Raw genomic sequence first — 21,580 nt, 5'->3', positions numbered from 1 at the left:
CACAATCACAGTTTGTTATGGATAAAAGCTCGCCATTCAATTACTTTCTCTATGTCCCCAAATTTCATCATTATTATGATCTTTTGGGAGACCATATTTTTGGCCTCTGCCTTCCGATGGGACTTATCCCGTTAACCTCACTAGTAAATCAAGAAGGATTCCCCTCCAGATTAGTACATCTTGGCATAGAGAGGATATCGGGCAATGAGGATAATTTTTTTCAACGCATATATCACGAACAGCCAAAAATTTGTGCGCTATCATTGCACTGGCATTTTCAATCTTACGACGTCATTGAAACTGCTAAAAAGATCAAACAACTTTCGCCAAAAACTTTTATAGTGCTTGGCGGATTTACAGCGTCTTTTTTCCATGAAGAAATCATCGCGAATTATCCTGAAATAAACGGGATTCTCCGGGGCGATAGCGAAAAAGGCATTATCCAATTATTTAGATCAATCATAAAAAACGAAGGTTCTTTATCTGATATTTCCAACCTTACCTTTCGGGGAGAAGGAGGCGGCATAATAGTTAACCCGCTGGATTTTATAGCACAAGAAGCGGATCTTGCTCGATTAAATTACACTGATTTTTCGGTAATGGATCGCCATGAAGATTATATGAACACTGTCAGCGGAACATGGTTGTGGGTCCCAAGGCTAGGAAAATATGGAAATAAAGCAATCCTTACGGGGCTAAAATTCTTTCCACTATCGATCTCAAGAGGATGCGATGAGAACTGTTCTTATTGTGGAGGCAGTGCAACAGCGCAAAAGAGAATCAACAACAGAGGCAAGCTCACCATCAGACCTCTGGATTCAATTCTTAACACATTAACTGCGGTAGGAAACTATGATTACCAAACCATTTATGTAGAATTTATGCCTTTCAATGGACATAGAGAATTTTACGAAAAAATTTTTGCAAATATAGCTTCGAAACCGGACAGGCATATCTATTTAGAATGCCGGAACATGCCACCAGTTGAACTTCTTGAGATATATAAAAAATTTTTTAGTGGGGATTTGAGGTCTTATATCGCTCTTTCTCCTGAATGCCGATCTGAGTCCATCAGAAGGCGAAACAAGAGCAGTTTTTACTCGAACAAACAATTGAAATATTTTTTGCGCTTCTGCGAAAAGAACGAATGTACCATGGTTTTATTCGGTGCGGTTTGGATTCCCGGAATGACAGCAGGAATTATCAAAGAAAACTTTAAATGGTATAATAAGTTAAAAAAACAATATCGGAATTTGGACAAAATCATATTAGAGCGGATTCAACTTGACCCCGCCTGCCCGATGTACATGGAGCCCGAAAAGTATAATCTGACGACTAATTTAAAACGTTTTACTGATTTTTATCAATTTCATAAGAGGTCATCATTCCAAAACTGTAGTAAAGAGCTCGGTTACAGGGACGACCGTTTCCTCTCTGACGACCAATTCGAGAAGATGGTTAAAGCCTATGAGTGTAGCTTTTTCTGTAAATTTCAGCGTGGGAAAGCCTACAGAAATTATTGGTCTTATAAGATATTCAACAATATATATCGAACGGTATGTTATATATCAAAAAAATTGACCACATATTAACTCAATCCCACGGTTTTATGCTTTAAACCAAAATGGGAATCTATGAATCGTATTGGAAACAATGGCGCATCCCCAGGTGCAGACACACTCTTTAAGGTAAATTTTGTTTATTGTTTTTTGATAATCGCTCGTCTTTTGTAAACTCGTCCAGTTATTATTAAGGATGCTACCGACTTTATCGTCGATCAGTTCACAAAACTGAATCTGACCTGCAGGATCTATGACAATAAACTTTTTACCCGATAGGCAGGGAGAGGACATTTTTCTCAGTTGATACACTTTAATGAATTCCCGTCTTACCCTTTCGTAAACTATCTTAAAAATCCAATTAAATAAATTTACCTGTTCGGATGGCGCATCATTCTGCAAGACAGAAATAAATTCTTGAAGCGAAATATGGGGGAGCTCAACTTTATTCGGGCCTGATCTTTGAGGGGTAATAAAAAAATGATCGGGGCCCAATCTCAATGGTATCTGTCGGGCCAGATCTTTGATCATAGCGCTATTATCACTTGTAATGACCAATGACAGATGCCTTCGTACCCTTTTAAATCGTTTCTGCAAGCGGCCAAGCCTGTGCCAGGTATCAAGGATAAGTTCGCTATCCGGGCAATCCGTATTGTCCAGGAAAAACTTTTCCAGGCCGTTTAAAGAAACCTGAACGGTAAGATTAAGCCTGGGTGCATCGATCAGAAGCCGCTCTAATATTTCTTCCGTTATACTGGGTAATGTTCCATTGGTAGGAATGACAATAAACCGGGTGCGATTCTTTCGATAAAACAAAAGCGCGATCTGGTCTAAATCGTTCCTTAAAAAAGGTTCCCCGCCCGTGATTGTCAGGTAAGGGATAGCCGGTAAGTTGCTTGAGATCTTTTTGTAGTCGTCCGGAAGCGACAAATCCCTATCGCTCTGACGGGCTAACTTGTTACGGTAAAAGCAGAATTCGCAGCGTCGGTTACAGCGATTGGTTACAAAAACATATATTTTAAAAAGTCGGCGCGGATGAATAAAATTGTATGCAAATATGAGTTTGTCCAAAACACCGGACGCGGCATTACGCAGTTCACTTAACAAAGCGCTTAAAATTCCGGCTATATAGGCCAAGCTTCTGATCCACAAAAAAAAAGCTGCCGCTATCCATGCGAAAGAAAAACGTTGTGTTTCAGTCAATACATTCAGAAGGCTTAAATGTGCAAACAGAAATAATAAAAAGGATAATAGGCATAGCAACGATCCGATGAGCGACAGGGGTAGCACTAAAATAAAAACGCCGGCAGCTGCCACGAGCCCACTACTGGCAATCTGGAACAAGAGTTTCAGCATAGGGCCAGGAGCAAGGGATGCTTTTTGTTTAACTGGCTGCTTTAGAAAAAGCAGCGTTCTACTCCTGGCCCAACGTATCTGTCTGCGAAAGAAGCCCATTACCCCATAAGGCGTGTGGGTGACGGGTGAACCCGGCAAATAATGCAACCGGTTTGTTTTCAGCAACTCCAGACATAAAAGCGTATCATCCCCGCTGGCAAAATGAGAGCGATGGGTTAGTTCCCAGAAGTATTCTCTATCCAGAAACGCGTCCTTACGAAAAGCGGAATTACCCCCGATCAGGATAGCCTGGCCTTCAGGCTGTTTGGCCGAGAACCAGTCCCGGGCCAGACGGGCAATGAATGTCTCAAAAAGGTTAGATCGATCATCAAATCTATAGCCTCCCCCCACTCCTGCGGCATCCTTTTCCAGCGCCTCAGACAAAGTGTGGAGCCAGTCCGGTCCAGCAACGCAGTCAGCATCCAGAAAAGCCACGATTTCACCGCGCGCCGCCCTGGCACCTGCGACTCTGGCATAGGCCGCTCCCATGCGGCGTGGCAGTGATAGTGCCTTAACCGGATATTTTTTTAAGAGCGACTTCGTAAGGTCTGTCGAACAGTCATCCACTACCAGAACTTCCAAGGGCTGATATGACTGATTTAAAACCGACTCCAGGCAGGAAGGCAAAGATAAGGCAGCATTGTATGCCGGGATTATAACGGTTATGTTTTTTCCGCTTTTTTGCTGAGTAGGACTCATTGATGACTGTCTCAATTAATTGCTATGGGACTAATACCCTTTCGGATTGTAAATCAAGAAAATTATTGATAAGCATAGGTATCTAAAGTTGCTGGGTCATGTCAATAAAAAGGGGGCATACCCTCTTATACGTCGGAATCAAGTGCGCGTGCTACCGAAGCATCGAAAGGGGAAAAGCATGACCGCCCTTATTCAAAAACTGGAGAAAAAAGCCTTTCAAATCCGCCAGGCCATGCTGGAAATGTGCATCAGGGCCGGCACCGGCCATGTCACCTCATCCCTGTCCAGCATCGATATCCTGGTAGCGCTCTACTATGGCGGGATTCTTCGGGTTGACCCCAAAAACCCTGAATGGGAAGGACGCGACCGGTTTCTGTTAAGCCATGCCCAGGTCAGCCCGGCCCTGTACGCGATTCTGGGGGACCTGGGCTTTTTTGACAAGAAAGAGCTGGATCGCTTTGCCATGAAAAACGGCAGATTCGGGGTCCACCTTCAATCCGACGTGCCCGGCGTGGAAATTACCGCCGGCTCCCTGGGACAGGGGTTCGGTATCTCGGCCGGTGTGGCCCTTGGGGCCAGAATGAGCCGCGAGCCGTATTTGGTCTTTACCCTGCTGGGCGACGGGGAGTGTTATGAGGGCTCGGTCTGGGAAACGGCCATGTTTGCCGGGCATCACCGGTTAAACAACCTGGTGGCCATTGTAGACAGAAACTTCATGTGCGTGACCGATTTTACGGAAAATATCGTGGCGCTGGAGCCCATGGATGAACGCTGGCGGGCATTCGGATGGAATGTGGCGCGCATTAACGGCCATTGCTTTGAGAGCCTGTTGAATGTTTTAAGGCCGGTCCGCAGCCGGAGATCATCACAGCCTCTGGTCATCATCGCCGATACAGTCAAAGGTGAAGGGGTCGAGTCCATTTCCAATGTTCCGCTGTGGCACGGTGTGGCGCCCAGAGGCAAGGAAGCGGAAACCTGCCGCCGGGAGCTGAAAGGGAGATACAGCCGTGAATAATAGTATCCATCCCCGTTAACCCGGTGTCATAATCGATTGACATACCATTCCGAAATGGTTAAGAATATTAGCTGAAATGGTTGTTCTCAATTTATTTACAAGGTAATGAATCATGGAAGCGATAGAGTTCAAGGCAAAAGTGGAAAACGGCGTAATTCATATTCCTCAAAAATACAGGCAAACATTGAGCAGCTCCGTAAAAGTCATTATTCTCAACGATCCTTTCGAAAATGAGTCGGATGAGTCGGATGAAATTAATGCGCTTTTACGGAACCCGATAACCATCAAATCCTTCACGCCCTTTGCCCGGAAGGAAATATATAAGCGTGACTGATATCACACCTGGCAAGCGCTGTTTCGTAGATACCAATATATGGCTTTATGCCTTTATCCTTACGGAGGATGAAAAAAAAACAGAACGGCGCAATCCGTCATTACCGGCAACGAAATCGTTATCAGCACTCAAATTATCAATGAAATCAGCGTAAACCTTTTAAAAAAGGCCGGGTTTACTGAACCTCGAATTCATTCTCTTATGACTTCCCTTTACAAAAGATATTCTGTGCTTGAATTCTCCCGGGAAATTTTATTGCAGGCATCAAAAATTCGTAGCCAATTTAACTTTTCTTTCTGGGACAGCCTTGTCGCCGCTGCCGCTTTGGAATGCGAAGCGGAATTTCTGGTATCTGAAGACATGCAGCATGGATTGCAGTTATCGGCCAAACTCTCCATTATCAATCCTTTTCAGTAGCCAAAAACCAAAGCCGGCGGGTATCAAAAATTGAAAATAGCACCTAAAAATAATGGCTTCCAGCGGGATATTTTCTGGAATACGGTTTATGATTACGCCCGCACGGACCCGGATATCGTCATTATCAGTGCCGACATGGGGGCACCTTCTCTGGACCGGTTCCGGCGGGACATGCCGACCCAGTTTGTCAATGTCGGCATTGCCGAACAGAACGCCATCATGCTGGCCACCGGGCTGGTGCTGACCGGCAAAAAAGTGTTCACCTACGCCATTGCCCCGTTTATTACCCTGCGCTGCCTGGAACAGATCCGGGTGGAAAATGCTATTATGCGCACCCCCATCACCATTGTCGGGGTCGGCGCCGGGTTTGGATACGATGACTCCGGGCCGACCCACCACATGATCGAGGATATCGCCATCATGCGCGCCATGCCCCATATCCGCATCGACAGCATTTCGGATGGAACCATGGCGGCCCATTTTGCGAAGATTTCCTGCGCGGCGGATAAAACAATTACCAACTATGTGCGACTGGACCGGCAGGACCAGGGATCGATCTATCCGGATGGAACGGATTTTTCGCGGGGACTTCTGCTCTTAAGGCAGGAAGGCGACACCTGCCTGGTGACGACCGGCAGCATGACGCTTACAGCCCTGGCCATCGCAGACTCACTTGCAAAAAAAGGCCTCCGGGTCGGGGTCATGGATCTGTTTAATTTTCCCATAAATGAGTCCGCGTTTCTGGAAACCATACGGCCTTTTTCCCGGATTATAACCATCGAGGAGCATCTGCTGGCTGGCGGACTGGGAAGCACGGTCCTGGAGGTCGTCAATGACCATCAGGCCTCCATCTCCGTCCATCGTTTTGGCATTTCCATGGATCAGGGATATTGTTACAAATATGGGGGCAGGGAGGTCATCCGCCAGCACTATGGCCTTGATAAAAAGACGCTGTTGAAAAAAATCTCAACGCTGGTGTAAACAAAGCCTGCCGCAACCGATGCGCCAATCCATTCAACCCAATGATCCGCCGGAAACGAGAACCAGTCCATGACCGTTACGCTGCTTATCCCCACCTTAAACGAAATCGACGGGATGAAGGCCATCATGCCGCGCGTCAAAAACGAGTGGGTTGATCAGCTCATCATCGTGGACGGCGGTTCCGTCGACGGCACCACTGAATACGTCAAAGCCAACGGCTGGACGCTGATCGAGCAGAAGCAGCCCGGGCTGCGGCATGCCTATAACGAAGCCCTTGCCCGGGTGACCGGCGATATCGTCATCACTTTCAGCCCGGACGGCAACTCCATTCCGGAGCTGATTCCCGCGCTGATCGACAAAATGAACGAAAATTATGACATGGTCATCGTCTCCCGGTATCTGGACAACGCCAGGAGCGCGGATGACGACCTGCTGACCGCCTTCGGCAACCGGCTGTTCACCGGGACCGTCAACCTGCTCTACGGCTCCCGCTATACCGACTGCATGGTCATGTTCCGGGCCTTTAAGACCCGGATCTTCTATGATCTTGAATTGAACCGGGAGGACGGCTTTATCCTGGCGGAAAAACTGTTTGGCACCCGGATCGGCACCGAGCCACTGCTGTCGGTGCGGGCAGCCAAGCGCAAGCTGCGCGTCGCCGAAATTCCGGGAGACGAACCGCCGCGCATTGGCGGCCAGCGGAAACTGCAGATCTGGCGCTGGGGGGCTGCCTATTATTTTCAGTTTGTGCGTGAACTTTTTGTGTGGCGGTAACGTACTACCGGAATGACGATGTAAAGACTTTTTACGAATGCATCAACGCTTAAAATCGCTTTGATTTGGAAGCGGCATTATACTTTTCACGGCCGCCCGAATAGGCCAGATGCGGGATGATCTCATCATTTTTACAGCCAAGCGCGCCGTCATAGGTGATCGTGACTATCGGTATTCCGGTTTGCTGTTCAATTTTAGCGCCCATGGCCTCGGTAATCAGTGAGGGGCAGCAGAAAGCCGGGCTCAACTGAACAAACAAATCAATATCAGGATAATGTTTTTTTAGATAATGAGCTTTTAAAACATTTTCCTGGGTCTCTCCGCTGCTTTCAATGGTGAGCCCGTAAGGCGACAAAATCGACTCGACCGGATCCTCATAGGTATGAATCGCTTCATCCAAAAGCGTGTTAAACAGTTTCAGGTATTTTCTTTCCATCATGGTGACGGTCGATAAAATCGCCTTGTATCCGAAAAGCTGCACATTAAACACCTGCATGGTTGTCATAAAAGACCTGAGGGCGACGTTGTACGTGCTTCGCCTTTCATTAAACCGCCGCTTCAAGTGGGCTCTGACAATCATCTTGCCTGTTTCCGTATATGGCGTCGTCACCACCTCCCCGCCCTGTGCTTCTATAAAGGCGATCACATCCTGATTCATCACATGGTTGTCTCGAACGTAAAGATCCCCGATAATCGCCACTTTGGTCCGTTTTTCCCGTTTTACGGGGATCGCCCCGAGCATTTCAACCGTTTTCGCCACCGCCGCATCCAATGAGTTGTTGCTCCCGAATGCGGCTTCGATAAGTAAAAGGCCTTGTTCAAGAACGCGGTCCGTTTCCCCTTTGTTTGTTTCATAAGGCCTGATGGCGCAACCGGCTTTACGCAAAAAACCGCCGAGCATATAAGCGAAATAGGTGTGCTTAAACAGCTTTACGGAAATGTCCATCAACAACTGCCCGCCGGTATACACCCGGGCTTTCTCCAAACCCTGCCCATATCGTTCCAGGCGGGTTTTAATAAAGTGGGGGTATTGCGGCAGATTGCAGATCCTTCCCCGCAGCATCCAGAGAACGGTCCGGGCGGGGTCAAGCCCGTTTCTGATAATGGTTTCCGAGAACCCCTGAGTTATGGCATGTACAGGAGCGCACTGACCACTATTATCCGTAAGGCTTTTCGCAATGGTGTCCGACGTTTCTTCTATCAGGTACACGTCAAGGCCCGCGGATTCCATGACCGCCCTGACCAACCGGAAGGTATAGGCGTCCCAGTTGGGAAGAACCACGGCTTTACCCTTCAGCGTGGTCGCTTTCTCCGGATTTATTCTTCTGTAGCCGCCAGGGTTAATCTTCAGCGCTGATGCGGATGACTGATGATGATGCCGGAATACCCTGATGGCCGATTCAATCCGGGTTTCATAGCCTATGCCGGAAACATGTTCATCCAACTCCAGAATAAGATAAGGCTTGTGGTGATTATCCATAATTGCCTTAACGTAATCCATGACAAAACTGTCCGGCGAGCATTTAAAACATGTGACCATCACCGGGTAAAGCCCCCGGGTCCGGGCTGTTTTTTCCGCTGCCTCCAGCACTTTTGTGCCAAAATGCCAGTTGACGCTTCTTAACAGCGATTTAATGTTTGCGGTCGTATCGGCTTCGACTTTAAGCATATCCTGATAGACAGTCGCGATGCCCTGTTCGGCCAGCATGTCAGTAATTCGACAGATTATGGAAGACGGCAGAATGGCGTAAGGCCTACCCAGAAGGACAATAGAAATATCATCCCGGTTTTGTATGAGGGTGTCTCCAAGTTTCTGTATCTGTTTTTCGGACACCTTTTTAAGCGTCATCATCCGGTCATAAGCAGCGGACACCTCATAAAGACCGATGTTACGGCGGGTGATGCCTTTTAACATGGCATGAAGCTGCTTTTTGACATAACGCCTGGAATACAAATAACGCACCAGCGGCATCAGCGTTCTTTCGGGAATAACCCCCTTAATCAATGCGGGAACATATTGTGTATACAAGCAATACTGCATAATATCGCTCCCGGTGTTTTCTTCCATATACACCGGCGCAAACACATAGTCGCTCTTATCCGTCAACCAGCAGGCATGCCCGTGAGCGGTTGTTACCGGCATGCAGAAATCCGCGCCGGCAATTTTCTTCCCAAGCGTAATGCCGTCTTTAAACCCTCTGGACGTAATGGTATTGATCTTGAGAAGGGTGAAAAAGCCCTGCCAGAATTCCAGGTCATCATAAACATGCAGGGCCGATGGAATACCGATGGTGATCTCGTTAAAAAGAGAAGGGTTCCGTTGAAAACATTTATCTTTTAACTCCCGTCGCTTTTTCACGCCGTCAAGCCCGTTATCGGCCTTTTTCAAATGCGCTTTTGTGTTGTAATCGCGACCGCATGAACAACCGAACGCAACGGTTGTGCCGTTTACTTCCGCCAGAGTCAGCTGACAGTGATTGGTACAAAGATTACACACTTCTGAAGTCAAAGGGATCTTCTGGTCATAAATCGCAAGTCCGGAAAACCGGGTTTCCATCTTCTTTTCGTCCATCAGAAGCAAAGCGGCCCCGATAGCACCGGCCAAGTGGCAATACAAAGTGACCTTTATGGTTTTTTGCAGTTTTTGCTCAAACGCCGCGACCAGGGCCCTGTTTTTTGCCGTCGCTCCCTGGAAAGAAATGTTCTCCCCGATAGCACTCTTTATGGCCACTTTGTTCAGATAATTTTCTCTGACTGAATGAATCGCTGAAGCCAGGGCTTCGGCCACATTGAATCCGCTGTTTAACAGATGGGTAATATCCCTTTCCAGAAATACCGCGCAGCGGTCACTGGATAGCGGCGCCCTTACGCCTTCCACCAGGCAAGATATCTGATCAATCGGGCAGTTATATTGCGCCGCCAGGTCTTCAATAAGGCTCCCGGTCCCAGCGGCGCAGGCATTGTTCATTCTGGCAAAGGATACCATACCGTTTTTGATGGCGGTGAATTTGGCGTCCTGGCCGCCAATTTCGATAATGGTATCAACAGCGGGATCGATGTGTACCGCTGCCCTGGCATGAGCGGTGATCTCATCAGGAGATGCGTCCGCCCCCATCAGGGCGCCAATCAGCTTTCTGCCTGACCCGGTGGTGGCGAATCCGGCCACATGCAGCGTCATGTTTTTCCGTCTGATAAAATCCGCGATCGCTTCAAAAACACCGCAGACCGCCCCTACCGGATCTGCTGCCGTCCGGGTGTAAAAACCGGCCATGACGTTTCTGCCCCCATCCATCAGCGCGGCCTTTGTGCTGGTGGCCCCGATATCCAGGCCCAGAACAACGGAAATGGTGTTATCGCCGCGGACTGTTTGATGGGATTCCACTTCAACCCCGGCACCAGGCCGGTTCGGATTGGATGTGGTATAAAGCCATCTTTCAACGGCTGAGAAGTCCGGATAGTCTGGATTGTTAAAAGTCAGCGGGTTACAGGTTGCTGGGTTTTCGACTTTTTTGTTTAATATAATTGAGCCTTCAGTCAACTCTTCAGCCGGAAAAATCGCTCCCTTCTTCCCCGATGCCAGATCATCAGCCAGCAGGAGGGCCGCCCCCATAGCCCCATAAAAACAGGCGAATTCATCGATTTCCACTCTGCTGTTGAGCTGTTCTTCAAGATATCGAACCACGGCAGTATTTAAGGCCACGCCGCCGCACATGACAACTTTTCCTTCAGGCTTTGCGGCGGAAAACAGCGTGTCGGCTATGTTTTTCGCCACTCCCTGGCATAGCCCGGCACATATTCCCGGGACAGAGCAGCCCTCCTGCTGGGCATGGATTAAATCGGTTTTCGCGAAAACGGCGCAACGGGTAGCAATCGGCAACGGCCTTCTGGTATTCGACAAGGCCATATCACATAGCCTGGTGATATGATTGAAGCCCAATCGCCCCGCCTGCTGATCAAGAAAACAGCCGGTACCGGCGGCACAGGATGGATTTGATTTAGTCGATTTATACCGCCCATCCGGATGAAAGGCTGTTAAATAAAATTTTTCTCCTCCGGCGCTGATCATCGCCCTTGCATCCGGTTGACGTTCCTTCAACGTCCGGACCTCAGCCATCACCGCATGGTAACGGCGATGGGCTTTGATTGCCACATGACTGGAGTCGGTGGCGCTGATATAACCTGACGCAAGCGGCAGATCGGATAAGAAAGACCGAATCGTTTCAATCACCTTTCCATTGTGGGAGGCATATTTTTTCATCACAACGGCTCGGTTTTCATCAAGAACAACCATCGAGACCGAAACAGATCCCGTATCAAAGCCGACGATGGCCATTTTGTTGTTTTCTGCCATTCTTGTCTTAAAAAATAGATTTGGGTTTTGGTTGTTGATAGTACTTTTAAAAAGGCCCTGACAAGATTTTATCCTCCGCCGGACAGAATATCCCGTCTCAGCTTAAGCGACAGCATACGGCGGATGTGAACAACGGCCTGGGGGCCGAACTTCTTTTCGATCATGGCAAGATATGACGGCGCGCTGAAATATGACGCGAAAGCGTCGTCCCGGAAACGCAAAACTTCAGCGGCGGTCAAGTGCTTTGTCGGCAGCGGCATTGCCTCGGGAGAAAGCTGGGCAAAACCGCCCCAGGTCCGGGGAAGGGGCAGGCCGCGGGTCACGGCGTCCTCATAGAGCGCCGAGCCCGGATAGGCCATGGTAGTGTAAAAATTGGCATACTCGCATTCCAGCTCCCGGGCCAGGGCCAGCGTTTCTCCCATCGTATCCATATCGTCATCCGGCAGGCCGAACATGAAATTGCCCAAAACGTTGATCCCGGCCCCATGGGCCTTGGCCACGGCGTCCCGGATCCTGTCTCCGTCAAACCGCCCCTTGGACACCCCCTGCCGCACGGCGTCGGCTCCTGCTTCAATTCCGAAGGCCAGCCAGTTGACACCGGCCTGTTTTAATTTTTTCAGAACTTTTCCGGTTACGGTGTCCACCCGGGCATAAGCCCATATATTCAGTCCGTAGTCGCGCTCAATCAGCAGGTCGCATATTTCCATTACCCGGTTTTCATTGATGACGAAAAGCTCATCCATGATTTTCAGATGGCAAATCTTGTATTCCTGATACAGCCGGTCGATATCCTCCAGCACCCGGCCGGGGCTGCGGAAACGAATCCCGGGATGGCCGCCGTACATCTCGTGAATATTGCAGTAATCGCAATGAAAGGGGCACCCCAGGCTGGTGTAAATAACGCCGTAAGGCGAACGGCGGGAGACATCATCAAGGCAGTGCCAGTTATGGGCCCGGTATTTTGCCATGGGCAGCAGGTCCCAGGCCGGCAACGGCAGGCTGTCCAGGTCTTCGACCACATCCGCACGGCCATTGTCGACAAAACAATCGTTCCGCAGGAGGCAGAGCCCGTTAATGGTAGCCGCGTCTTCTCCGGACAGAAGCATACGCAGCAGCTGTTCCACGGGATAAAAGACTTCTCCGCGCACGACAAAATCGACCGCCTCTTCCCGGAGTGTTCTTTCCGGAAGGGCCGAAGAATGAATGCCGAACAAAACCGTTTTGCAGGGCAGGTTCCGGCCTTTGATGCGATTTAACAACGGGCGGATTGCCGTCATCTTGGGGGTTGAGGAGGCCGAAGGATTGGCGCCGATGGCGCCGATGCCCACGGCCCTGGGGGCATGCCGTGCAATTATATCCGCCGTCTGATCGGCGTCCAGGCCCTCGGCTTCAGCATCAATGATGGATACGGAAAACCCTTTCTCCCGGAGATACGCCGCCAGAAGCGCCATCATCAGGGGCGGTTCGACGCCGGCCAGACTTTCGGCCAGGCTGCCGTAGGCCTGTTTCCTGTTGCCGGGATTGATGAGAATCAGGTCGGTCATGTTACCTATATATCGTAAAGTTCCTGCCGCTCCACCAGCATGATGGAACGGGCCGACTCCCGCGCCAGTTTATAGCCGGCGGCGATGTCCTTTTGGGTTTTCAGGTCCAGCACGGGGAAATCCACCATGGACTGAAACCCCTTGATCAGGTCCTTGGCGTGCTGAAGCCCGGGGTGTAAAGGTTTGGTGGCGCCGATGGTGGTCCGGATGATCACCTTGGGAGAAAATCTCCCCTTGGAAAGGCGCTCAATGAGATTCAAATGGTTGACGATCTGGTCCATGGCCCGGGGCAGAAAATCCATGCGCTGATAGATGGAAACCGGGCACAACCCTTCCAGCGCCATACCGATGCTGATTCCCATCTGCATTTCCTCGGCCACCGGCATTTCAATCCGCCGGTCAGAAGGGATATCTTTCAGGGTGCCGTAAAAATCCCCCTCAGCCACCTGCTGGCCCAGAAAAAAGACCCGCGGGTTTTCCGCCAGGGTGTTCATCTCATGAACCAGGCAGTCTTTGTAGGTCATCATCTTCTTAATCGAACTTGACATGTTTGCCCGTCCCGGCATGGGGGTACTTTCGTTTGTATTCGTAGCGGCGGGACTTTTTCTTTTTCCCCTTCCCCCAGGCCCTGCCGGTATCCGTGGTCACGGACAGGCCATTGTCTTCGATGACATACGTAACCGGCAGATCGTGTCCTTGCGCATACCGGATGCATTCTCCGGCCAGGCCCCCGGAAGCGGCCATGTCGCCCAGAAAGCACCAGACACGGGGGTGGGCCCCGTCTTTGCCGGCGCTGTTTCCCTTCAGCCTGATGGCCAGGGCAACGCCCAGAGCAATGGGCGCGTTGCCGCCGACAATGGACGAGGTGAAAAACCGGTCATCGAAAACCGACATGGAGTCCCCGGCCAGGATCTGCCGTTCGAGTTCCCGCGGATCCCGTCCGGACAGGAGCCAGTGGTAGTGGTTCCGCCAGGTGGAAAAAATCCAGTCCCCCTCATGATAGTCCCTGAATATTTCAATCAGGGTGTCTTCGTTCCCGCCCGACAGATGGACGGGAGCCCGTATTTCTCCGTTTTCAAAAAGCGTCTTAATCCGCTCCTCAAAATCAATCAGCTCTTTTTTCCGCATGGCGCCCCCGGAAAGATGATGGCGATCCGCCAATAAATAGATAACGGGCATCATCTTATTATAAATGCGGCCGGCGCTCAACCCCGACCGGGGAAAGGCGGCCCGGCTGTCATAAAATTATGTGGATATTCCAGCCATTATATGGCATTTAGGTCGGCAGGAGATAACAGATCATGCCGGAAAAAATACTGGTTACCGGCGGCGCCGGTTATATCGGCTCGATTCTCGTGCCGGAACTGTTAAAGCGGGGGATGTCCGTCACGGTGGTTGACGCGCTGATTTACCGGCAGCAGTCCCTTCTGGATTGCTGCCATTATCCCGGGTTTGACTTCATCCGGGGCAATATCTGCGATACGGCCCTGATGCGCCGCCTTCTGCCGCAATTTGACGTTGTCATTCCCCTGGCGGCCATCGTCGGCGCGCCCGCCTGCGGTGCCAACCCGGCCCTCACGCGCCTGGTCAACCTGGAGGCCCACCTGGACATTATCGCCGGGACCAGCCCGTCACAAAAAATTCTTTTTCCCACCACCAACAGCGGTTACGGCATTGGCGAAAAGGACGCGGTCTGCACCGAATCTTCCCCCCTGCGCCCGGTTTCCGAATATGGACGCATGAAAGTCGAGGTGGAAAAAGCCTTTCTGGACAAGGGCAACGCCGTTACCTTCCGGCTGGCCACCGTTTTCGGCATATCGCCCCGGATGCGGATGGATCTGCTGGTCAACGATTTCACCTGGCGGGCCGTAAAGGACCGTTTCATCATCCTTTTCGAGGAACATTTCCGCCGAAACTATATCCACATCCGGGACGTGGCCGGCGCCTTTCTTTTCGGTCTTGAGCATTTTGATCAAATGCGCGGGCAGCCTTACAACGTGGGCCTGTCTTCGGCCAATCTCACCAAAAGGCAGCTGTGTGAACGCATCCGGACGCACCTGCCCGACTTTTATATTCATTCCGCGCCGATCGGCGAAGATCCCGACAAAAGGGACTATCTGGTCAGCAATGAAAAGATCGAGGCCCTGGGCTGGCGGCCTCATTACACGCTGGACATGGGCATTACCGAACTGATCAGGGGATATCGGATGCTGTCTCCCAACCCGTATGCGAACGTATAACCGATACGATGAACCCGCGCTCACGCACTACGGCGGTCGTTCTGGCCGGCGGACGGGGAACCCGCCTTGCCGATACCCTGCCGGATATCCCCAAGGCCCTGGCGGAAGTCAGCGGCAGACCGTTTGTCCGCATCCTGCTGGACCGGCTGGAACATTTCGGGATCCGGCGCGTGGTCATGTGTACGGGTTATCTCGGCCGGCTGGTCCGGGAAGCCCTGGGGGACCGGCACGGCGCCTTGAGGCTGGCTTATTCGCAGGAAGAATCGCCCCTGGGAACCGCCGGGGCCCTGGGTCATGCCCGGGATCTCCTGCAGTCGGACCCGGTGCTGGTGTTAAACGGAGACTCTTACTGCCATACGGATCTGGAAAGGTTTTTTACCTGGTTTCAGGGCCATTCCGCGGACGCGGGCCTTGTGCTGACACGGGTGGCGGATACCGGCCGTTACGGCCGGGTAAAGGCCGATTCGGCAGGTGTTATAATGTCATTTAGTGAAAAAACGGCGGATAGCCGACCGGGGCTGATCAACGCCGGAATTTATCTCATTCGCCAGCGGCTGGTGGAGACTATCCCCCGGGACACCGCCTGCTCCCTGGAAACAGATATCTTTCCGGCGCTGGCCGGAAGCCGGCTGGCCGGATGGGCGACGCACGATGCCTTCATCGACATCGGCACCAGGGAATCTTTCCTGAAGGCTCCGGCCTTTTTCGCGAACCTGGGTGGACAGCCATGATCATCAGCCGAACACCGTTTCGAATCTCCTTTTTCGGGGGCGGCACCGATTACCCGGAATGGTATCGGGCCGAAGGCGGTAGCGTACTGGCCACGTCCATCGATAAATACTGCTGGATTTTCTGTCGTTATCTGCCGCCGTTTTTTGAGCACCGGCTGCGGATTGTTTATTCGAATATCGAGTTGTGTCAAACGTTTGAAGAGATCCGCCATCCCGCGGTCCGGGAAACCCTTCGTTTTTTAAATCAACGGAAGGGCGTCGAAATCCATCATAACGGCGACCTGCCGGCCAGAAGCGGCATGGGATCAAGCTCGTCTTTTACGGTCGGCCTGCTGCACGCGCTTTACGCCCTGCGGGGAAAAGCGCCGGATGCCCGGCAACTGGCCATGGAAAGCATCCATATCGAACAGGAAATGATCCGGGAAACGGTCGGTTCCCAGGATCAGTTTTCCGTGGCCGTCGGCGGTTTGAACCGGATCGATTTTCACCCCTCCGGCCAAATCGACCTCCTGCCCCTGTCCCTGCCCAAAGCCCGGGCGGAAGAGCTGAACCGTCACCTGATGCTGTTCTATACCGGTATCCGGCGAACGGCCTCGGACGTGGCCGGAAGTTACGTCAAAACCCTGAAAGACCGGGGCCCGCTCCTGCGTCAGATGGGCCGGATGGTAGACACGGGAATCTCTTTTCTGACCGACAACGGCGACCTTAATCGCTTCGGCGATCTGCTGCACGAGGCCTGGATGGCCAAGCGCCAGCTCAGCCCGGACGTGTCCACCCCCGATATTGACCGGCTTTACCTCTTGTCCCGCCAGGCCGGGGCCATCGGGGGAAAAATCGTGGGCGCCGGCGGCGGCGGCTTTCTTCTCCTTTTTGTCCCGCCGGAAAGCCAGAAGGCGGTGCTGGAAACATTAAAACACCTGATTCACGTACCCTTTTGCTTTGAGTCCGAAGGCAGCCGGATCATCTTTCAGGGGCATGACACAAATGAACCGCGCGATTAAAAATCCGTCAGGTATGATCAGCGCCAAACTCCCCCTGGACGTCATCGACGATGAAAATGGCTGTCGGGCGGGATTTCGATTGACAATAACCTTCCGGCATCACAATATAAGCTGCGTTTAACGGGATAACGGTATCCAGTCAACAGAATATCAGGAGAAGGACCATGTTATATTCCAAAACCGTCATGGATCATTTCAGAAACCCGCGCAATGTCGGCGAGATCGAAAATCCCGACGGCGTCGGCGAAGTCGGCAACCCCCTCTGCGGGGATATGATGACCATTTACCTCAAAATTGAGGACGAGCGCATCCAGGACATCAAGTTCCAGACCTTCGGCTGCGGATCGGCCATCGCCGTTTCCAGCATGCTGACCGAGCTGGCCAAGGGAAAGACCATCGAGGAAGCCAAAAAAATCACCAACAAGGATGTGGCCGACGCCCTCGAGGGACTGCCCAAGAACAAGCTGCACTGCTCCAACCTGGGCGCCGACGCCCTGCAGATGGCCATCAAGAATTATGAGGATAAGAAGGCGGGCATTGTCCGGGAGGAGGAACGCCAGGAAAAGCACGAACACTCCCACGAGGACGGCGGCTGTCACTGCCCCTATTGCGACTCGGAAGTGGACAAGGACGCCAAGTTCTGCAAAGCCTGCCTGTCGGAAATCGAAGAAGAGCACTAATTTCGCACGGAGTTTGTCATGAGTAAAATCAATCTGGATCATATATCCGCCAGTCAGCTGCTGCCCGAAGTCCAGGAGGCCATGATCAATGCCATCCGGGGCACGCTGGGCAACCCCTCCAGCCAGAACATGGCGGGGGAGCGCGCCTCCGAAGCCCTGGACAAAGCGCGAGAATGCGTGGCCGGCCTGATTAACTGCCAGTATCCCACGGAAATCGTCTTCACCTCCGGCGGCACCGAATCGGTCAACCACGCCATCAAGGGCGTGGCCATGGCCAATGCCCAGAAAGGCCGCCACATCATCACCTCCAACATCGAACACAACGCCGTCAACCGCAGCATCAAGCGACTGCTGCAGCAGGGGTTTAAAACGACCTCCGTATCCGTGGACAAGAAGGGCCGGGTCAGCCCCGAGGAAGTGGCCCGGGCCATCAAGGACGACACCATCCTGGTCTCCATCATGCACAGCAACAACGAGATCGGAACCATTCAGCCCATTAAAGAGATCGCCGCCGTCTGCCGGGAGAAAAAGGTGCTGCTGCATACCGACGCCGTGGACTCCGTCGGCGTCGTGCCTGTCGACGTCCAGGACCTGGGGGTCGACCTGCTGAGCTTTGCCTCCAACCCCTTCTACGGCCCCACCGGCGTGGGCGGTCTCTACATCCGCCGGGGCACCAACGTCTGGCCGATTTTAGACGGCGGAGTCCAGGAGAAAAACCGCCGGGCCGGCACGGAAAATCTCATCGGCATCATCGGCCTGGGCACGGCCGCGGACCTGGCCCGGAAGCACCTGCCGGAGCGACTGGCCCATTTTAAACGCCTCCAGAAACTTCTTCTTACCGAACTGCCCAATTATATTGACGAATACTTTATCAACGGCGACCCGGATAACGGCCTGCCCCACCTGGTCTCCCTGTCCCCCAAATATATTGAAGGGGAAAGCATCATGCTGATGCTCGATGATGAGGGGTTTACCGTTTCGACCCGTTCGGCCTGCGCCACCGGTTCCCTGCGGGCCTCCCATGTACTCATGGCCATCGGGCTGGATCACGCCGACGCCCAGGGCACCCTGGTCATCACCCTCGGCGTGGAAAACACCGAGGCGGACATCACGGGATTCTTGAAATCCCTCAAGCACATCGTGGAGTCCCTGCGGGCGATTTCACCGCTGTACAAGAACCGGTAGCCCGCTTTTCCCTTGACAGGCATCGGGTAGTTGGGAGTAGAGTACTTTTTTTTATCAACCGGTAAGCATACGGCGGCGGAATTCATGACGGAGACTAAAAGCAAAACCCGGAAAAAGGGCGTTGTCGAAATCGACCAGGCCTTCTGCAAAGGCTGCGGCATGTGTGTTTATTTCTGCCCCAAAAGCTGTCTCGCCATTTCCGGGTATATCAACGCCAGCGGCTACGCGACCGCGGCCTGCGTGGACAAGGACGCCTGCACGGGCTGCGCCACCTGCGCCCTGGTCTGCCCGGAAGCCGCCATCGAGGTGTATCGTGGCTAAAGTACTGATGTATGGCAACACGGCCATCGGCGAAGCCGCCATCCGGGCGGGATGCCAGTGTTACTTCGGATATCCCATCACCCCCCAGAACGAACTGACCGAGTACATGGCCGCCAACCTGGGCCGGCGGCCGGGTTGCGCCTTTGTCCAGGCGGAGAGCGAAATCGCCGCCATCAACATGGTTCACGGCGCCAGCGTGGCCGGCGTGCGGACCATGACCTCCTCGTCCAGCCCGGGCATCAGCCTGAAGCAGGAAGGCATCTCATACCTGGCGGCCTGTGAACTACCGGCCGTGATCGTCAATATCTCCCGGGGCGGCCCCGGCCTGGGCAGCATCATCGCCGCCCAGTCCGATTATTTTCAGGCCACCCGCGGCGGCGGCCATGGTGATTACCGCACCATCGTCCTGGCGCCGGCCTCGGTCCAGGAGTTCGCGGACCTGACCATGCGGGCCTTTGACCTGGCCGACACCTACCGCATGCCGGTGCTCATCCTGGGCGACGGCATGCTGGGCCAGATGATGGAGCCGGTGGAATTCGACCGCGAAGCGCCGGCCGTTCCCCCGGTCCGGGCCGACGCCCTGCGGGGCGCCTCCGGCCGGCCGCGGAAAATCGTCAAGTCCTTCACCTCCAACCCGGCCGACCTGGAGGAAATCAACTGGAGCCTGTACCGCCGCTACCAGGTGATTAAAGAAAAAGAGCCCGCCGCCGACACCTTTTTAACCGACGACGCCGAGCTGCTGGTGGTGGCCTTCGGCGCCTCGGCCCGGATCGCCAAGGGCGCCATCAAGGAAGTGCGCGCCGGCGGCATGAAGGTCGGCCTGTTCCGGCCGGTCACCCTCTGGCCTTTCCCCGACAAAGCCCTGCGAGCGGCGGCCGAGCGGGTCAAGGGCATTCTGGTGTTTGAAATGAACATGGGCCAGATGATCGAAGACGTCAGGCTCTCCTTGAACGGTGACCGCCGGATTGATTTCTACGGACGCCCCGGCGGCATCATTCCGGCGCCCAGCGAAGTCGCCCGGGTGATCGCCCGTCATTATCATCAACAGGGACTCAAATAAAAAAATGGAAAAGGTTTATCAGCGCCCCCGCTACCTGACCCGGGCCAACTTTCATTACTGCCCCGGCTGCGGTCACTCCATTGTTCACCGGATCGTCTGCGAGCTGATGGACGAAATGAACATTCACGACCGGGCCATCGGCGTGCCCCCGCCCGGATGCTCGGTGTTCGCCTACAACTATATTGAAACGGATTTTGTGGAATCGGCCCATGGCCGGGGAGCGGCGGTAGCCACCGGCATCAAGCGGGCCGCGCCGGACACGGTAGTCTTTACCTACCAGGGCGACGGCGACATCTCGGCCATCGGCACCGGCGAGACCATTCACGCCGCCAACCGGGGGGAACGGATCACCGGCATTTTCATCAACAACGCCGTTTACGGCATGACCGGCGGCCAGATGGCGCCCACCACCCTGCTCAGCCAGAAAACCACCACCAGCCCCTTCGGCCGGGACAAGAACTTCGAAGGCTATCCCATCAAGCTCAGCGAGATGCTGGCCCTGACCGACGGCGCCGTGTACATTGAACGCACGGCCGTGAACTCACCCAAGAACATCATCAAAACCAAAAAAGCGTTGCAGAAGGCCTTTCAGGTGCAGCTGGACAACCTGGGCTATTCCCTGGTGGAAATCCTCTCACCCTGCCCGACCAACTGGAAAATGGGCGTTCTCGATTCCTGGAAATGGGTGGACGAGGAAATGACCAAAGTGTTTCCTCTGGGCGTAATCAAGGACACGACAGGAAAGTAAGATGGTACTGAAAACGATTTTTGCCGGTTTCGGCGGCCAGGGCGTTCTCTCCATGGGCCTCAACCTCTCCCAGGCGGCCCTGCTGGACGGGAAAAACGTCACCTACCTGCCCGCCTACGGCGCCGAAGTGCGCGGCGGCACGGCCCACTGCACGGTGGCCATCTCCGATGAAGAGATCGCCTCACCGGTAGCATCCTCCCCGGATTTCGTCGTGGCCATGAACCAACCGTCTTTAGTGCGCTTCATGAACCGGCTGCAGACCGGCGGCATCTTCTTCTTAAACTCTTCCCTGACGACCGGCCCGGTCTCCCGGGGCGACGTCGAGGTCATCGAGATTCCGGTCAATGATCTGGCCGACCAGCTGGGCAACGCCAAGTGCGCCAACATGATCATGCTGGCCGCCGTGGTCAAAAAGACCGGCCTGGTTTCCCGGGAAGCCCTGACCCAGGGACTTTACAACGCTTTCAAGGACAAGAAAAAACTGATCCCGTTAAACGAAAAAGCCCTCACCTGCGGCTTTGACTATGTTCCCGCCGGATAGCGGC

The 21,580-nt window shown here is 53.1% G+C and carries 19 protein-coding genes; 14 read left to right on the top strand and 5 right to left on the bottom strand.

What is annotated here, in order from left to right:
• Window positions 1–17 precede the first annotated feature (17 nt).
• On the top strand, window positions 18–1,592 hold the full coding sequence (locus AB1724_03765) for a radical SAM protein (GenBank protein ID MEW6076908.1): 1,575 nt from the start codon (window positions 18–20) through the stop codon (window positions 1,590–1,592).
• Between the two features lie 15 nt (window positions 1,593–1,607).
• Here AB1724_03765 and AB1724_03760 read toward each other — a convergent pair whose 3' ends face one another.
• On the bottom strand, window positions 1,608–3,653 hold the full coding sequence (locus AB1724_03760) for a glycosyltransferase (protein MEW6076907.1): 2,046 nt from the start codon (window positions 3,651–3,653) through the stop codon (window positions 1,608–1,610).
• Between the two features lie 178 nt (window positions 3,654–3,831).
• Here AB1724_03760 and AB1724_03755 point away from each other — a divergent pair, with 178 nt between their 5' ends.
• The 4 genes from AB1724_03755 to AB1724_03740 all read left to right on the top strand — a co-directional run bounded on the left by AB1724_03755 (window position 3,832) and on the right by AB1724_03740 (window position 7,174).
• Window positions 3,832–4,668 carry a transketolase gene (locus AB1724_03755; protein ID MEW6076906.1) on the top strand — a complete coding sequence of 279 codons (837 nt, stop codon included), beginning with the start codon at window positions 3,832–3,834 and terminating at the stop codon, window positions 4,666–4,668.
• 562 nt (window positions 4,669–5,230) lie between these two features.
• A complete protein-coding gene (locus tag AB1724_03750) occupies window positions 5,231–5,419 on the top strand; it encodes a hypothetical protein (protein ID MEW6076905.1) in 189 nt (62 codons plus the stop codon).
• 30 nt (window positions 5,420–5,449) lie between these two features.
• Window positions 5,450–6,400: a transketolase C-terminal domain-containing protein gene (locus AB1724_03745; protein MEW6076904.1), complete on the top strand. Its 951-nt coding sequence runs from the start codon at window positions 5,450–5,452 to the stop codon at window positions 6,398–6,400.
• A gap of 69 nt (window positions 6,401–6,469) precedes the next feature.
• The gene (locus AB1724_03740) at window positions 6,470–7,174 is read left to right on the top strand and encodes a glycosyltransferase family 2 protein (GenBank protein MEW6076903.1); all 705 of its coding nucleotides are present in this window, start codon (window positions 6,470–6,472) and stop codon (window positions 7,172–7,174) included.
• 49 nt (window positions 7,175–7,223) lie between these two features.
• On the opposite strand, the gene AB1724_03735 is transcribed toward AB1724_03740, so the two are convergent.
• The 4 genes from AB1724_03735 to AB1724_03720 form a co-directional block, all read right to left on the bottom strand.
• Window positions 7,224–11,507, bottom strand: coding sequence for an acyl-CoA dehydratase activase (locus AB1724_03735; protein MEW6076902.1), 4,284 nt, complete (start codon window positions 11,505–11,507; stop codon window positions 7,224–7,226).
• 86 nt (window positions 11,508–11,593) lie between these two features.
• A complete protein-coding gene (locus AB1724_03730) occupies window positions 11,594–13,069 on the bottom strand; it encodes a radical SAM protein (GenBank protein ID MEW6076901.1) in 1,476 nt (491 codons plus the stop codon).
• A 5-nt stretch (window positions 13,070–13,074) separates the two neighbouring features.
• Window positions 13,075–13,617 (bottom strand): hypothetical protein, encoded by a 543-nt coding sequence (locus AB1724_03725; protein ID MEW6076900.1) that lies wholly within the window; start codon window positions 13,615–13,617, stop codon window positions 13,075–13,077.
• On the bottom strand, window positions 13,601–14,197 hold the full coding sequence (locus AB1724_03720) for a thiamine pyrophosphate-dependent enzyme (protein ID MEW6076899.1): 597 nt from the start codon (window positions 14,195–14,197) through the stop codon (window positions 13,601–13,603). The genes AB1724_03725 and AB1724_03720 overlap by 17 nt, the downstream gene beginning before the upstream one ends.
• Window positions 14,198–14,370: 173 nt before the next feature.
• On the opposite strand from AB1724_03720, the gene AB1724_03715 reads away from it, so the two are divergent.
• The 9 genes from AB1724_03715 to AB1724_03675 all read left to right on the top strand — a co-directional run bounded on the left by AB1724_03715 (window position 14,371) and on the right by AB1724_03675 (window position 21,576).
• Window positions 14,371–15,309, top strand: coding sequence for an NAD(P)-dependent oxidoreductase (locus tag AB1724_03715; protein ID MEW6076898.1), 939 nt, complete (start codon window positions 14,371–14,373; stop codon window positions 15,307–15,309).
• 8 nt (window positions 15,310–15,317) lie between these two features.
• The gene (locus AB1724_03710) at window positions 15,318–16,040 is read left to right on the top strand and encodes a nucleotidyltransferase family protein (GenBank protein MEW6076897.1); all 723 of its coding nucleotides are present in this window, start codon (window positions 15,318–15,320) and stop codon (window positions 16,038–16,040) included.
• On the top strand, window positions 16,037–17,041 hold the full coding sequence (locus tag AB1724_03705) for a kinase (GenBank protein MEW6076896.1): 1,005 nt from the start codon (window positions 16,037–16,039) through the stop codon (window positions 17,039–17,041). Before AB1724_03710 ends, AB1724_03705 begins: the two co-directional genes overlap by 4 nt.
• Window positions 17,042–17,205: 164 nt before the next feature.
• Window positions 17,206–17,721 (top strand): Fe-S cluster assembly scaffold protein NifU, encoded by a 516-nt coding sequence (gene nifU, locus AB1724_03700; protein ID MEW6076895.1) that lies wholly within the window; start codon window positions 17,206–17,208, stop codon window positions 17,719–17,721.
• An 18-nt stretch (window positions 17,722–17,739) separates the two neighbouring features.
• Window positions 17,740–18,906 (top strand): cysteine desulfurase family protein, encoded by a 1,167-nt coding sequence (locus tag AB1724_03695; protein MEW6076894.1) that lies wholly within the window; start codon window positions 17,740–17,742, stop codon window positions 18,904–18,906.
• A gap of 84 nt (window positions 18,907–18,990) precedes the next feature.
• The gene (locus tag AB1724_03690) at window positions 18,991–19,227 is read left to right on the top strand and encodes a 4Fe-4S dicluster-binding protein (protein MEW6076893.1); all 237 of its coding nucleotides are present in this window, start codon (window positions 18,991–18,993) and stop codon (window positions 19,225–19,227) included.
• The gene (locus AB1724_03685) at window positions 19,217–20,287 is read left to right on the top strand and encodes a 3-methyl-2-oxobutanoate dehydrogenase subunit VorB (GenBank protein ID MEW6076892.1); all 1,071 of its coding nucleotides are present in this window, start codon (window positions 19,217–19,219) and stop codon (window positions 20,285–20,287) included. Before AB1724_03690 ends, AB1724_03685 begins: the two co-directional genes overlap by 11 nt.
• Window positions 20,288–20,291: 4 nt before the next feature.
• A complete protein-coding gene (locus tag AB1724_03680; protein MEW6076891.1) occupies window positions 20,292–21,035 on the top strand; it encodes a thiamine pyrophosphate-dependent enzyme in 744 nt (247 codons plus the stop codon).
• A 1-nt stretch (window position 21,036) separates the two neighbouring features.
• Window positions 21,037–21,576 (top strand): 2-oxoacid:acceptor oxidoreductase family protein, encoded by a 540-nt coding sequence (locus AB1724_03675; GenBank protein MEW6076890.1) that lies wholly within the window; start codon window positions 21,037–21,039, stop codon window positions 21,574–21,576.
• Window positions 21,577–21,580 lie beyond the last annotated feature (4 nt).

It is taken from the genome of Thermodesulfobacteriota bacterium, assembly GCA_040753795.1.
Classification (GTDB): Bacteria; Desulfobacterota; Desulfobacteria; order Desulfobacterales; family Desulfosudaceae; genus JBFMDX01.
The sequence above is the reverse complement of the archived record's forward strand: the minus strand, read 5'-3'. Positions and strand labels throughout refer to the sequence as shown.